Below are 14,311 nucleotides of genomic sequence, written 5' to 3'. Positions count from 1 at the left end.
CCCCTTCCTCAAATCCATTGAAAGCCCGCCAGAATCTGCGTCATAACGGAATGGATATGTATTTGCTCCTTCGTAATAACAAGCAAAGCGGCCCCTACTCAGTGGACGATCTGAAGAGCATGGGATTGAAAGCCTACGATCTCGTTTGGTTAGAAGGGAAGAGTGCTGCCTGGAGATATCCCTGCGAAATGGAAGAGCTTAGCGCATTTGCGCCCCCGGTAGAAGAACAGCCCTTCGACCGGTTTTACAAAAAGCCTGTCACTACGGCAAAGCCGGCTGAGGAGCCCGTCGTCACTGCAAAATCGATCGATGCCGAGCCCGTCTCCATCGTCATACCTCCTGCCGGGCCTGGGCCTTTTCGTGCGGAGGCGCCCGCTCCCGCACTTCCTTTATATACCGGAGAGCCCTCCGCCGTTCCCGGCAAACGCATCATCTATGTCACGATGCCTGCCGGCCGTAACCCGGCCCTGCCGGCACGCGAAGCCCGCGAGACCCAATCATCTGTAGCACGGGAGATTCCGGCCAAAGAGCACGTCCGGGAGTCCGTTCGACCCGCCACGCCCGATCCCTCGCATGCAGCTTATGCTTCCGGGCCCGGATATGCCGCCGCAAATGCCAGCCGCAGAGTTGAGGATTATTCTTCTCAGTTGCCTTCCCTCGAAGAACAACTTGAGGCAGTTTCTCCACGGCGGAAAAGGAAAGAGTATAACGCGCGCATCGTTCGCCCACTGGTGATCGGCGCGACGGTTCTGGCGGTGCTCGCCGCCGGTATCTTTATCGGCCTTTCACTGAACAGGAACGCTACCGGTGTTCGACAAACGATCGCGTCGAAGAACCCGGCTGAAAATACGAGCCCATCCATTGCGCACCCCGTCTCGCAACAGTTGCCGGTTTCCGCCGCGAGCCCCGCTCTAACGGCTGCCACAAACGAAAAGCCGGCTGATTCGCTGGGGATTGCCCCTGGAAGTGGTGCGGATGGCTCCAGGACCTCCGTTCCTCCCATCGCGAAACCTGCTCGTGGGGCATTGAAGGAAAGACCAGTTACGCCCAGGAAGAGTGCAGCGGCTCTCCCTGCTGTAAAGGATTCTGCCGCAGGATCGAACGCGCACCGCGAGGCCGTTCATCGCGCGGATATTGTCGAATCAATGCCTGAGACAAAGCCCGTCGACAAAGAGGCCGTAAGGGCTGCCGTCAGCAGCCAGGTTTCCGTCGGAGCAAACGGCTATAATGTCGGAACTTTCGGCGGCATCAGCGATCTGCAGCTGACCGTCACTAACCGTTCCATATACCCCCTTGACCTTGTCGTAGTGGAAGTCCAGTACATCCAGGCGAATAAAAAGGTCTATAAGACGGAGAACCTTTATTTCCGGAACATTGGCGCGGGTTCCGCGCTGATGCAGGAGGCGCCAAAGAGTTCACGTGGCATAAAAGTTCAATATAAGATCACTACGATCAGCCCCCGCGCGTAATCTCATTAACCAAAAGTTAAACAAGTATTTCCCGTTTCTTCCTCATTTGGCACAGTAGTTGAAAATACTGTGAGCGTTCGAATACCCCTCAGCCACCTGTTCAAATTCCTGATTAGAAGCGTGTCATAATTTTTAAAAAAATTAGGAACCGGTATGAGAAATGCGATGGTGCAATTATGTTTAGTTATCATAGGTGTCTCTAGTATCCATGCGGTTAAACTGTTGCAAACTTCTTCCTTCCACGTTCGCACCTTTCCCGCCGAAGGCGCCGACAGAGTTTGGGCCGTGCAGGGCAAAGACTCTGTGGAAATGATGAATATCAACGGGGAATACATTTTGAGATCGATCAACCCGGGGCGCTGGGAGATATCCATAGAGGCCAACGAACCGTACTCGAATACCCGCTTGAATGTCAGCGACGTAAAGCCCGGGTCGGACGTCGACCTCGGCGAGATCCGCCTTCAGAAGTAAACGCTGTCAGAAGGAAAAAGACATTACCTTGTGGCGCAATATGAAAAGAATCCTCCTTTTCGGCGCCGGCAAATCTGCCACCAGTCTCATTCGTTATCTACTGAATATCACTGCTTCCCGCGGATGGCAACTGGTTGTTGCCGAAAGCAACCTGGCCCTTGCCGAATCCAAGATCGCCGGTCACCCCCAGGCAAGCGCCGTAGCGGCCGATGTCACCCATGAAGAAAGCCGGGACACGCTCGTGTCCGCAGCCGATCTTGTCATTTCCCTCCTGCCGCCGGCACTCCATTTTAGAGTGGCTCTTTCCTGTTTGAAAAGGGGTAAGCACCTGCTGACTGCCTCCTACCTCGACGACCCGATCCGGGCACTCGAACCCCAGATTTGCGAAAAAGGACTTTTTTTCCTTTGCGAGATGGGATTGGATCCTGGTATCGACCATATGAGTGCCCTCCAACTCATCCGGGATATCGAAGCAAAGGGCGGCCGCATCCATTCGTTCCATTCCCATACCGGCGGCCTTGTCGCGCCTGAAAGCGACGACAACCCCTGGCACTATAAGATATCCTGGAATCCCCGTAATGTCGTGCTCGCCGGTTCGGCAGGCGCCCGGTATCGCAAGGACGGATCGGTCGTCACGACCGACTATGCCTCCCTGTTCGAACGGCCGGGGTCGGTGCAGGTACCCGGTGTAGGGGAGTTGGCCTGGTATCCCAACCGTGACAGCCTCCCGTATATCCCGCTGTATGGCCTCGAGCCGACGCGGACCTTTATCCGCACCACTTTGCGTTATCCCGCCTATTGCCGGGGCTGGGCGGCCCTCGTCAGCGCAGGTCTTACCGACGACAAGACCCCAATCGATGCGCAGGGACTTTCTTTCGCCGATTGGTCCGCGCCCCTCCGGCCGTTCGTCCATCCATCGATCGCGAAGCAACTGGAATTCCTTGGCTGTTTCGATCCCGGGCCCGTTCCCGCATCCGCCCGCACCAATGCCGATATTTTGCAGTTTCTACTGGAAACGCGGCTGGCCATGAACCCGGCCGACAAGGATATGATCGTGATGATCCATGAACTCGGCTTCGAACGGAACGGGGGCGCTTTTGCCGCCAAAAGCACCCTTGTCGTAAAGGGTGAGGACAGCCTCCATACCGCGATGGCCCGCACCGTCGGCCTGCCGCTCGGCATCGCCGCTGTTCTCGTGCTCGAAGGCCGTATAACGCTTCGTGGATTGCATATTCCTATCCTGCCGGCCATCTATGAGCCTGTCATGGCGGAATTGCAGCGACAAGGCATCCGGTTTGAACACTCGGTCACGCCGGCCTGATGACACCGGCGCCAACGACGCTCTCCGCCGTTAGCTGACCTCGATCGCGAGAGTTGACAGAATATGATAGTTGATATCGCGGAAGAAGATCTTGTATTTGCCCTTGCGCAGATATAACAGGTAGCGTATCCTTCCCATCCCATCCCTTCCACCGGGTGTGTAGGTCTGGTCGGCCGGCACCAGCTGCCAGGGCGTATTGTTGTTATTGTCTATCTCCTGCTGGTAATAGGCCTGCACCATGAAGACCGACCCGGACGGCGATTTGACATAGGTAGGCTGCCGCGTTCCGCCGAGGCTCAGCCAGGTAGGCCGGCCATCGAGCCATTGGGTTGGCGGATGAATGACCGTGAGGTCATAGAGGTCCTTATCGGTAACGTTCACGGGGGAATTGTTAAGCAGCGCGATGGACGGCTGGGTGATCTTGAACTTTGTCGTGTAGGCCTGGTAGATGACGCGGCCATAGCCGAAATTGCTTTCCTCGGTCATATCCGTCTGATCGATGGTCAGGGGCTCGATGCCCGACAAGCGCCAGAAGGCAAGGGCCATCGGGATATAGCCGTCCGGTTGTTGTTTCTTGCTGATATGTGCATAGGAGGCATGGACGAGGATCTTCGCTGTCGAGTCCTGCCGCAGCACGTCGTACAGGTGCGCCGCCTGTACGGAGTCCCGCTGGTTGGCGGTATGGACGGCTGCCGCGGTATCCTCGTAAGGCACCAGTGTATACCCTATCTCGATAGCCTTACGCATCAGCTCCCCCGCCACGGGCTCGCAGACATAATAGCCCGAATGCATCCCGACGCTGGACAGGCGCCGGTTGGCAAAATTCTCGAGCATCTCCATCGCCAGGTAGTGGTAGCCCATCCGGTAAAAGTCTTCCAGCAGGCTATAGGTAAAGGCCCGGTGCAAGGGTTTGGAAAAAGACTCGTTGATCATGACGACCTTTCGATTGCGTGCGGCGAGCCGGATGTACTTTCGGGCGTCGGCGTGCTCGATATCGGGCAGGTTGGCCGCTGTTCTGTAGATCTTCTTGCGGGTGGCATCGTCGATGCTGTCGTAGCTTCTTACCAGGTACTGCAGGGCCGTCCGGTAATCGCCCGCAAAGGCGAAATACTGGCTCATCTCGTCAAAGAATCCTTTGTCGGAATAGATCTTCCGGAATTTCTCCTCGTCCTTTAGTCCGTGATACAGCGGGAACAGGTAGTGCATATTCCCCTTGGGCGTCAGGGTAAGGATCCCGAGGCGGGGACTGTAGCCCGTTGGGACATTCCGCTTGCAGTAGTCTTTCAGCTGCAAGACCGCTGCCGAAGTATCGTCCTGGGCGGTTGCCCTAGCGGCGCCGATCAGCAGGGCCGTGATGCATACAAATCGCTTGAATCCCGTCATTTCCGCGCAAAGTACCACATTTTCGCCCCCTACCCTATGGCCAGGGTCCGCTTTAGCTTATTTTTAAATTGAACAAGCTGCACCCAGTAGATGATCCAGCAGACCATGTTCCCCAGCGCCACCAGGCCCAACAACAGGCTATCGTTCGGTCGGCCCGCGACGTCCTGAAACAGGTTGATTGGCACAAGAAGCGTGAACAGCGTGGCATATGCGATACCGATTCCCTGGGTAGGCCGGCGGCTTGTTCCATCGGCGATAGCCGCGTCCGCACCAAAGATCGAGTCCGCATGCCGGGAAGCCAACTGTCGCCGGATCGATCCGGCAATTCGGGTGATCACTATAAATTGCCAGATATAGTTGAACAGCGGGATGAGCTGGAGCCAGACGAGGCCGGGATGCATCAACCGATTTTCCGGCAGTACGGCTTTAAGGGTGTTTTGTTGAGTGATCAGGAAGAAAATAGCCGGGATCAAAACGGCAAGCAAAAGCAGCAATTGCGTGGCGGCGAGAGTTGAAGGAGCTGTTTCCAAGATTCGTTGGTTTAGGTCGCCAAATATAAGGTTTTGCCTTAGTCCAGCAACTCCGTGAGTCTTTTTTGCAGCTCCTTCACGCCAATGGATGCCGGCTGTTCGATCGCCACGATCTCGGGTAACCCCGACGTATAAGGTATCTTCTTATCCACGATGAATTTCGGTATTCCCGGCCGCGCCAGTTCGACCAGTCCTGCCGCCGGGTAGACGACGAGGGATGTGCCGACGACGACAAAAATATCCGCTGCCTGTACGAGGGGCACAGCCTCCGCGATCATCGGCACCGGTTCTTCGAACCAGACGATCGCCGGCCTCAGCTGCGACCCATCTTCGGCTGTATGGCCCAGCAGGATATCCTCGCGGATGTCATACACCAGCCGCTCATTCCGCTCGCTGCGCATCTTGAAGATCTCGCCGTGCAGGTGCAACACTTTCGTGCTGCCGCCGCGCTCGTGCAGGTCGTCGATATTCTGGGTGATGATCTGCACGTCGAAATCCTTCTCCAGGTCCGCCAGCCCGAGATGGGCCGCATTCGGTTCCGCCGTCAGCACATCCCTGCGCCGCATATTGTAAAAATCCAGCACCAGCTTCGGGTCGCGGCGCCACGCCCGCGGCGTCGCCACCTCCGTGACCTCATACCCTTCCCACAACCCATCTGAATCGCGAAAGGTCTTCAACCCGCTCTCGGCGCTGATGCCGGCCCCTGTGAGGACCACGATCTTTTTCTTTCCCATGTCGGCAATTTAGTCAAATCCTGCTACTTCACCGTGGCCATCACGCGATTCATTCCGTGACCTCGTCCTGCGACCGTACGGCTGCCGGTCGTATGCGGGCTGGCCGCACAAACTTCCGCATGCAGTACACAAAGGCACCGGCTCCTAACAGCAGCGGCCAAAGGCGGAATAATGCGATCAGGAAGGCGCTGAATCCTTGCCATCCATCGCCAAGCGCATCGGTCAGCCGGTGAAAGAATCCCGGGCTGTTGTCTGTCGGAGCACCCGGCGCCAGTACCTGGTAGAATTTGAGATTGACCGTGCTGTAGGCCGCCGAATGTCCCAGCCAGGCGATACGACCGGAGGCCTGGTCCATGTCCTGCTGAATATCATTGATCTCATTCTGTACGGCGAGGATATCTTTCATGCTATGCGCCTGCCGTAACAGCTCCAGATACCGCTCGCGCACTTCTTTCTTTGTTTCAAGACGGGACTTTGTATCGACTACTTCCATCGTCACATCCTGTGAGGAGATTCTTTTGTCCATCAACCTGTCGCTGTCACCCGGAATTTGCAGTAGCAGATCGTCGAAGCTGGCAACCGGAACCTTGATCGTAAGCGTGTTGGTGATCTCTGCCGGTGACTGCGTCTGCTCTTCCTGGGCGATATATCCTCCCGTTTCTTTCACGACCTCGTGCAACCGCCGGGTGAAGGCTCCGTAATTCTTTACTTCGAGGCTGAGATCGGCGGTCTTGATAATTTTTTTATCCCAATCGGGATTTGGTACGGTTGGAGGGGCGGGCTTGCGAGGCTGGGGCTGTCCGCCAGGGGAGTGCGTCGGTGATTCAAATTCGTTGTCGGCGACAAGCCCGTCACCGAGCCTTGCCGCGGAATCGACAACTATGGCTGCATTTCCTGCAGGCGCCTTGGCCAATTCCACGTTTCCGGCGTCTGCATTTGGCTTGCTTTTGGCGGCGTTGTCGCAACCAAGGCATAGGGATATCAGCAGCACCGCGGGTGCTGCGTATACAATACGAGTCATGTTGATTGATTTGGTGTTTGTGGTAAAGATGCCGGAGTTGGTGTTTTTACATAACGCTCCGAAAAAAGAAAAGTCCCGGGAACATTCCTTTATTCCCGGAACCTGCAAAAAGATTCCCAAAAAAATGTTAATTGCCGGCCAGCTCCATCACCACCTTCCATTCCTCATCCGTCACCGGTTGTACCGACAGCCGCCCGATCCGCACCAGCGCCATCTCCTTCAGCCGCTTGTCCTTCTTGATCGCGTCCAGGCTAACGGGGTGCTTCAACCGCTTAAATGCTTTGATATCCACCGCGTCCCAACGCTCGTCATCCGTCGTGGGATCGTGATAGGCTTCCTTAGCCACCTTTGCGATGCCGACGATATCCATTCCCTCGTTGCTATGGTAATACAACACTTCGTCCCCCTTCTTCATCGCGCGCAGATGCAGCCGGGCCGCATAATTCCGGACGCCTGTCCAGGCCGTCTCCTTGTCTTTTTCCAATTGCTCCCAGGGATATACCGAGGGTTCCGATTTGACCAACCAGTATGCCATGTTCAAAAATAATCAATCTCAAACAATTGATTATCAGCAACAGATGATTTTTTCAAAAAAAGGGGCTTTTTTCAAATCCAAAGAACATCGGGCTTCGTATATAAATTCGAGGCCTGGTTTTAACCCTATTTAACGCTTGCGACAGGTTGTTTTAAGGGTCAAGACCATCCGGTTACTGATGTAATTTGGGTGGTCTTATTTTTTTGCCTATACACTAATTTCTATTATCCGGCGGAAGTTAATCTTGTCCGAAAGGCCTAAAAATTGGCCAAAACGTCTGCGATATGCATCGTGCGGATGGAATGTCCCTTCTGACGGATATACCCGTCGAGATGCATCAGGCAGGACATATCGGTGGAGATGATATAGTCGGCGCCCGTTTGCAGGGCGTTATTGACCTTCTGATCGGCCATCGCGATCGAAATGGATTCGAATTTTACCGCAAAGCTCCCGCCAAAGCCGCAGCAGACGTCCACGTCGCTCATCTCCAGCAGCTCCAGCCCCTTTACGCGGGATAGCAGCTTCCGCGGTTCTTCTTTGATACGGCATTCACGCAACCCCGCGCAGCTGTCATGATAGGTGGCCTTCCCGTGAAGGGTGGCGCCAAGGTCCGTCACTCCCAGCACGTTGACCAAAAAGGAAGAGAACTCGAAGATGCGCTTTTGCATGTCCCGCACTTCGTTGTGCAGGGAAGAATTGTTGAAGAGCGTTCCATAGTAGTTCCGCACAAAACCAACGCAACTTGCGCTGGGCGCTACCACGTAATCATGCCCGCTGAAATCCTTGAGGAATTTCGTACAGACCTCGCGCGCCTCCTCCCGGAACCCTGCATTGAAGGCCGGCTGGCCACAACAGGTCTGCTCTTCGTTATAGGTGACTTTCACCCCAGCCTTTTCGAGCACCTTCACCATATTGAAGGCCGTCTCCGGATACAGCTGGTCGACGAAGCATGGTATGAACAATTGTACCGTCACTGAAAGGTCTTTTTTACGGCGATCATCTTCAGCGCCGTGATGGCGGCTTCTTCGCCTTTGTGGCCATGCTTGCCGCCGATCCGCTCGTCAGCCTGCTGCTGGTTGTCGACGGTCAGTACGCCAAAGATGGTCGGGACCGGCAAGGTCATATTCAGCTGCAGAATGCCGTCGGTCACGGCCCGGCAAACGTATTCAAAATGAGGCGTATCCCCGCGCAGGACACAGCCCAATGCGATAAAGGCATGGGGACGATCGTCGCGGTATTTGTGGATATCCCAATAAGCGCGGATGCCGAATGGGATCTCGAAGGCTCCCGGCACCGTAATGACCCGGTAATTGACCCCGGCCTTGTCCAGCACGGTCTTGCAACCCGCTTCCAGCGCGCCGACGACCGCGTCATTCCATTCGGTCCGGACAACAACGACACAGGCATCCTCGATCCCGGGGATGCCTGCGCCAATGGATAATAAGCTACTATTACTGACTTCAGCCATAGAAATACTATTGGATCACACCCAGTCTCGCCAGGTACTTGTCGATATCGGCGCCCCTTTGCGAAGTGGGATATTTTTCCTTGATCAGCTTGTACATCGCGATCGCATCCTGTGTCTTGCCCATGTTTTCGTACAAGTAGCCGCTGCGGAAAAGATATTCGGGCGAGAACAACTCGTCCTTCTCATCATAGGTGCCGGCCTTCTTGTATTGTTCGGCCGCTTCTTCCTTCTTACCCTGTTCGGAATACGCGTCGCCCAGCAGGCCATATGCACGCTCCTGCAGCTGCTTCACCGGCGTGCTGAAGTCCTTCAGGTATTTTACGGCATTGTTGAAATCGCCCAGCTTCAGAAAGCAGCTTCCGGCATAGAAACCGGCCAGCTGGCCTGCCTTGGTGCCGCCATAGCGGGAGATGACCTTCAGGAAGCCGGCGTTGATATTGTCCCCGTTCAGGGCCAGGCGGACCGAATCCAGCCGGTAATATTCCTCGGCGCGGAACATGGCTTCGGCAGCCTGCCGCTCCTTGGGTTCGCTGATGAGGTTGCGGTAAGCATAAAAGCCGCCTACTATGAGGATGATCACCAGCAGTGCATACGATGCTGTTTTTCCATACTTGTCCCAGGCATTCTGGAACTCGGCAACCGGGTTTTTCTCTTCCTCTAAATGAGCAGGTTTCTTGATCTCTGACATGATATGATGTAGTATACTTTAAAAATGGATTTTAGTCAACGATAAAAGGATAATGCTGATCGATATAGATGTCCTTGAGGACTTCGGAATCATCCGGCCAGGGGGACTCTTCGGCGAACTTCACCGACCCGGTCACCGTATCGTTCACCCGCTTGTTGATCGCGTCGATCTCTTCCTGGGTGGCGAATTTCCTGGTCAGGATGGTCTGAAGCACGGTTTGGATCGGGTCGCGCTGTTTGTATTCGTCCACTTCTTCCTTCGTCCGGTACTTCTGGGGGTCGGAGATGGAATGCCCCTTATAACGATACGTCTTGATCTCGAGCAGCGTGGGGCCGTCGCCCTGGCGGGCGCGTTTTACGGCGCGGGCGACTGCCTCATGAACGGCTTCGGGACTCATTCCGTCGATGCTGTCGGCCGGCATTTCGTAGGCGTCGGCCAGCTTATAGATATCGACAACGTTGGAGGTGCGCTCAACGCTGGTCCCCATCGCATAGTTGTTGTTCTCGCAGATAAAGATCACGGGCAGCTTCCACAGCATGGCCAGGTTGAAGGTCTCGTGGAGCATCCCCTGTCGCGCGGCGCCGTCCCCGAAGAAGGTGAGGCATACATTGTCCGTACCCTTGTATCGCTCCGCGAAGGCCAGCCCCGCGCCAGTGCCGATCTGTGCACCGACGATCCCGTGACCGCCGAAGAATTTTACGTCAACACCAAAGAAGTGCATGCTACCCCCCTTGCCTTTGGCGGCGCCCGTTGCCTTGCCATACAGTTCGGCCATACAGGCATTCGCGCTGACGCCCTTCGACAAGGCCAGGCCATGGTCGCGGTAAGCAGTAATAAAAGGATCGTCCGGCTTCGTAGCCGTCATACAGCCCGCGGCGATCGCCTCCTGCCCAACATAGGCATGGAAGAAACCACGGATCTTACCCTCCATCTTGTATTTTTCTTCCGCCATCAGCTCGAACTGGCGGATCAACTGCATCAATTCGTACCAGTACAGGTAGGTCTCTTTTGAGAATTTGGTAGCCACTTGGTTGATATATTTTGGATTTGCGCCTCAAGGAGTTAGGGTCCTTGGAGGCGCAAATATACGCCTTCCCCATCAAAGCCGGCGGAGTCCGGCTTAAAAAATCATTAGCCCCAATACTTTACGGGAAAATATCGTCAAAAATGAACTTTTCAGGCTTGGGCAACGGCTTCCGCGGGATCATCTGCGGGCGCTGGGCCGTGAAATACACAAAGGCGGCCATGATGGTCGCCGCCTGCCGCAGATCGTCCATCCGCAGGTGGTCATAGTTGTCTTCGTTGGTATGGTGCGTCCGGGTCTCGTAATCCAGCTCGTCCTGGATGAATTGAAAACCGGGAATGCCCACCGCGTCAAAGCTCAGGTGATCGGTAGAACCCGTGTTGTGCAGGGTTACCGTGCTGGCCCCGAGGTCCTGGAAGGGCACGAACCACTGCTTGAAGACGGCGGCTGCCGCTCCGTTCTCCTGAGCGAATATGCCCCGGATCTTGCCGGAGCCGTTGTCCAGGTTGTAGTAAGCCGAGATCTTTGCCGCTTCCGGCTTCAGCTTCATATCGACAGGATCGCCAAAATGGTTCTTCACATAATGGAAGGAGCCGAATAATCCCTGCTCTTCCCCATCCCAGAGCGCGATCCGGATCGTCCGTTTCGGCTTTATCCCAAGGTCTTTGAGGATGCGAATGGCTTCCAGCGCGACGATACAGCCCGCGCCGTTGTCTGTCGCTCCCGTTGCCGACGACCAGGAATCGAGGTGCCCGCCCAGCATGACCACTTCCGACTTCAGCGTCGGATCGGTACCCGGGATCTCCCCGACGACATTGTGCCCTTTCAGGTCGTTATCGTAAAGCTTTGTGTCGCTTTGGAGCTCGACGGTGACGGGGGTGCCCCCGCGCGCCAGCCGGGCCAGCCGCAAAAGGTCTTCCTTCGCCACCTGCAGATCGGCGATGGCCGGCTGATCCTTCTTTCGCCAGCCGGTCATGCTTTGCACCACCACCGTCCCATCCCGGTGAGCGGATGGATGCAGGATGGCCAGCGCGCCGCTTCCGGCGAGCATCTTGTCCATTTGCATATTCTTCTTCATGATGGGCAAATAGAAATTCAGCATGGCCCTGGTGAACATGTACGTGTCGCCGATGTTCGCCAGGGCGCTGTCGGTATAGCGGGTGGCGTCGGGCTTGAAATCGGGGGAAAGGGTGCTGTCCTGCGGCTGGACGACGAGGATCTTGCCTTTCATCTGGGCCAGGTGACCCGCGATCCACGCGGAGTCCATTTTCTCCACGACAAAAACGGGCGCCGACACCGGTCCATTGGTGCTGCCGCTCCAGGGCGTGGCATAGGCGATCAGCGGGCTATAGTACGGCGTTCGCATGGCGAGGGTCGTTTTCTCCGCCGACCAGCCATAACCGAATTCTCCCCAGGGCTCGGACTGCGCCCCGCTAAGCCCCCAGGACTTCAGCGTCTGGACGATCCAGTCGGCGGCGCGGTGGAAGCCGGGGCTGTTGGTCAGGCGGGGACCCGCTTCGTCGGTCAGATGATGGGCGATGACGGGGATCTGGCTATTGCCCAAGCCTTCCTGCCTGATTCGCTTAACCATTGCCGTGTCAATCGACTCCTGTTGTGCGAGGGAAAAGGCCGGCGCCACAAGCCCGGCGATCAAAAGCAATCCTAAAAGTTTATTCATAGCCAATGTAAGTTTTGAATGGTCAAGGTCCAATTTATCGCTGAAAGGTAATATTTTACAGCCGAATTTTGCGGCATTGCTCAGGATAAGACAAATATCGCTCGTCGGCTTCAAGAACTATGAGGCGGCCACCTTCCGTTTCGATAAACGAATCGTCGGCATCTGTGGCAACAACGGAGTCGGCAAGACCAACCTGCTGGATGCCCTCTACTATCTCTGCTTTACGCGCAGCTACTTCACGCGCAGCGATCAGTCGAATGTGCATCGCGGCGCCCCGGGTTTCCGCATCGAGGGCCATTTCGACAATGCCGGACAGCCGACGACGGTTGTAGCCATCTTGCGCGAGAACGGGAAAAAGGAGTTCCTCGCCGACGGACAGCCGTATGAGAAATTCTCAAAGCACATCGGCCGGTTCCCCTGTGTGATCATCGCTCCCGACGATATCCAGATCATCACCGGCGGCAGCGAAGAGCGCCGCCGCTTCCTCGATGCCCTGCTCTCGCAGCTGGACCCCGCCTATCTGCAACAGCTGATCGATTATAATAAGGTCCTGCAACAACGCAATGGGTTCCTGAAATCCCTCGCCGACCGTCGGCTGACCGACCCTCACCTGCTGGAAGTCTATGACGAGCAGCTGGTTGCCACGGGCACGGCTATCTTCCAGACTCGACGCCGTTTCCTGCAGCATCTGCTTCCCCTTGCCGGCCGGTTCTATACAACCATCGCCGGGGCCGAAGAACCGCTCTCCCTGGTCTACGACAGCCAGCTTCTTCAAACGCCGTTCCGCCAGTTGCTCCGGCAGGGGCTCGAAAAGGACCTCTACCTGCAGCGTACAGGCAGCGGCATTCACCGGGACGATATCGAGATCCGGTATGCGGAGGAGCCGTTCAAGAACAGGGCTTCCCAGGGACAGCGGAAAAGCCTGCTTTTTGCGCTGAAGCTGGCCGAATACGAAGCCCTGAAGCAATCCCGCGGATGGGCTCCCCTCCTGTTACTGGACGACGTCTTCGAAAAGCTCGACCGGCATCGGATGCGCAATCTGCTGGACAAGGTCTGTGTGCAGGATGAAGGTCAGCTGTTTATCACCGATACCCACCCCGAACGGATCCGCCGGGAAATGGAAGATATCGGGATGGACTTCCAGCTCATCAGCCTACCCATTACTGGGGAAACCCCTTAATTTTTTTTAAGAAAGTATCGGGGTGACGGGTAATATTTTGTATATTAGTACACCCATTTTTGCACACAAGAGAAAATTGAATTGCTATGCCATCCGACCTGGAATCTACTATTCGTTTCCTGGAAGAAACGAACGACCCCGCCACCGCCTTCTTCACCTACACAGTTGACCCATCAGGCGAATCCGGACTCATAAAAGCGAATAAACAAGGCCTTCGATTGTATGCGGCCGAGATCCTGAGGAAAGCCCAACAGCTCGAAGATACAGAGGAAGAAAAGCCAGAAGAGCCGATCGATTTTGCCCCCCTGCAATGGATGTTCAGCGAGACGGGATATGACCTCATCTCAGGGGTCCTGCCGCAATACCAGACGCGACAGGAGATCCTCGCCACTCAATTCTTTTCCCGCCGTCCCGCCCGTCCCCGCCGTCACAAGCAGCCTGTGTTCCTTTTTATCCTCATGTGCATAACGGGGGCACTCATAATGCTCGTTACTCTCAAAGCTTTCCCTAACTTGCGCCTATGGGTGAATATTCGTTAGGGGATGCGCTACGGAAATTTCTGAACCAATCTCAGCTGAAGGGATCGATCCAGGCCATGCAGATCGAAGAGGTCTGGGAGCAGATCATGGGAAAGACGGTAGCCCGCTATACCGACAAGATCCAGATCCACGGCCACACCCTCTATGTCAATACGGCCGTCGCCCCGCTCCGGCAGGAGCTGCTGTATCAAAAGGACAAGATCGTCCAGCGAGTCAACGAAGCTTTGGGGGAGAACGTGATAAAGGAGGTGGTGATCAAGTAACCGCCGG

Annotated in this window: 16 protein-coding genes; 6 read left to right on the top strand and 10 right to left on the bottom strand. The window is 55.7% G+C overall.

Annotation, left to right across the window (positions count from 1 at the left end):
• The first annotated feature begins 56 nt into the window (after window positions 1–56).
• The 3 genes from VHE34_RS13290 (at window position 57) to VHE34_RS13280 (ending at window position 3,261) form a co-directional block, all read left to right on the top strand.
• Window positions 57–1,469 carry a hypothetical protein gene (locus VHE34_RS13290; protein ID WP_325588636.1) on the top strand — a complete coding sequence of 471 codons (1,413 nt, stop codon included), beginning with the start codon at window positions 57–59 and terminating at the stop codon, window positions 1,467–1,469.
• Window positions 1,470–1,622: 153 nt separating this feature from the next.
• A complete protein-coding gene (locus tag VHE34_RS13285; RefSeq protein ID WP_325588634.1) occupies window positions 1,623–1,940 on the top strand; it encodes a hypothetical protein in 318 nt (105 codons plus the stop codon).
• Window positions 1,941–1,980: 40 nt separating this feature from the next.
• On the top strand, window positions 1,981–3,261 hold the full coding sequence (locus tag VHE34_RS13280; RefSeq protein WP_325588632.1) for a saccharopine dehydrogenase C-terminal domain-containing protein: 1,281 nt from the start codon (window positions 1,981–1,983) through the stop codon (window positions 3,259–3,261).
• 30 nt (window positions 3,262–3,291) lie between these two features.
• On the opposite strand, the gene VHE34_RS13275 is transcribed toward VHE34_RS13280, so the two are convergent.
• The 10 genes from VHE34_RS13275 to VHE34_RS13230 all read right to left on the bottom strand — a co-directional run bounded on the left by VHE34_RS13275 (window position 3,292) and on the right by VHE34_RS13230 (window position 12,322).
• Window positions 3,292–4,644: a hypothetical protein gene (locus VHE34_RS13275; protein ID WP_325588630.1), complete on the bottom strand. Its 1,353-nt coding sequence runs from the start codon at window positions 4,642–4,644 to the stop codon at window positions 3,292–3,294.
• 29 nt (window positions 4,645–4,673) lie between these two features.
• Window positions 4,674–5,174, bottom strand: coding sequence for a hypothetical protein (locus VHE34_RS13270; RefSeq protein WP_325588627.1), 501 nt, complete (start codon window positions 5,172–5,174; stop codon window positions 4,674–4,676).
• 38 nt (window positions 5,175–5,212) lie between these two features.
• Entirely contained in the window at window positions 5,213–5,908 is a 696-nt protein-coding gene (locus VHE34_RS13265) for an NAD-dependent deacylase (protein ID WP_325588625.1), read from the bottom strand.
• A 49-nt stretch (window positions 5,909–5,957) separates the two neighbouring features.
• The gene (locus VHE34_RS13260; protein ID WP_325588623.1) at window positions 5,958–6,929 is read right to left on the bottom strand and encodes a DUF4349 domain-containing protein; all 972 of its coding nucleotides are present in this window, start codon (window positions 6,927–6,929) and stop codon (window positions 5,958–5,960) included.
• A 127-nt stretch (window positions 6,930–7,056) separates the two neighbouring features.
• A complete protein-coding gene (locus VHE34_RS13255; RefSeq protein WP_325588621.1) occupies window positions 7,057–7,464 on the bottom strand; it encodes an EVE domain-containing protein in 408 nt (135 codons plus the stop codon).
• A 257-nt stretch (window positions 7,465–7,721) separates the two neighbouring features.
• Window positions 7,722–8,438, bottom strand: coding sequence for a (Fe-S)-binding protein (locus VHE34_RS13250; protein ID WP_325588619.1), 717 nt, complete (start codon window positions 8,436–8,438; stop codon window positions 7,722–7,724).
• Window positions 8,435–8,932: a 6,7-dimethyl-8-ribityllumazine synthase gene (ribH, locus tag VHE34_RS13245; protein ID WP_325588617.1), complete on the bottom strand. Its 498-nt coding sequence runs from the start codon at window positions 8,930–8,932 to the stop codon at window positions 8,435–8,437. The genes VHE34_RS13250 and ribH overlap by 4 nt, the downstream gene beginning before the upstream one ends.
• A 7-nt stretch (window positions 8,933–8,939) precedes the next feature.
• Window positions 8,940–9,620, bottom strand: coding sequence for a tetratricopeptide repeat protein (locus VHE34_RS13240; protein WP_325588615.1), 681 nt, complete (start codon window positions 9,618–9,620; stop codon window positions 8,940–8,942).
• A 31-nt stretch (window positions 9,621–9,651) separates the two neighbouring features.
• A complete protein-coding gene (gene pdhA / locus VHE34_RS13235; protein ID WP_325588613.1) occupies window positions 9,652–10,647 on the bottom strand; it encodes a pyruvate dehydrogenase (acetyl-transferring) E1 component subunit alpha in 996 nt (331 codons plus the stop codon).
• 118 nt (window positions 10,648–10,765) lie between these two features.
• Window positions 10,766–12,322, bottom strand: coding sequence for a M20/M25/M40 family metallo-hydrolase (locus VHE34_RS13230; protein ID WP_325588611.1), 1,557 nt, complete (start codon window positions 12,320–12,322; stop codon window positions 10,766–10,768).
• A gap of 76 nt (window positions 12,323–12,398) precedes the next feature.
• On the opposite strand from VHE34_RS13230, the gene recF reads away from it, so the two are divergent.
• The 3 genes from recF (at window position 12,399) to VHE34_RS13215 (ending at window position 14,304) form a co-directional block, all read left to right on the top strand.
• On the top strand, window positions 12,399–13,502 hold the full coding sequence (gene recF, locus VHE34_RS13225) for a DNA replication/repair protein RecF (RefSeq protein ID WP_325588609.1): 1,104 nt from the start codon (window positions 12,399–12,401) through the stop codon (window positions 13,500–13,502).
• 86 nt (window positions 13,503–13,588) lie between these two features.
• Window positions 13,589–14,041 (top strand): hypothetical protein, encoded by a 453-nt coding sequence (locus VHE34_RS13220; protein WP_325588607.1) that lies wholly within the window; start codon window positions 13,589–13,591, stop codon window positions 14,039–14,041.
• Window positions 14,023–14,304: a DUF721 domain-containing protein gene (locus VHE34_RS13215; protein WP_325588605.1), complete on the top strand. Its 282-nt coding sequence runs from the start codon at window positions 14,023–14,025 to the stop codon at window positions 14,302–14,304. The genes VHE34_RS13220 and VHE34_RS13215 overlap by 19 nt, the downstream gene beginning before the upstream one ends.
• Window positions 14,305–14,311 lie beyond the last annotated feature (7 nt).

Source organism: Puia sp. (assembly GCF_035546395.1).
GTDB lineage: Bacteria > Bacteroidota > Bacteroidia > Chitinophagales > Chitinophagaceae > Puia.
Note: the sequence above shows the minus strand (reverse complement) of the source record. Positions and strands in the feature narration are given on the sequence as shown.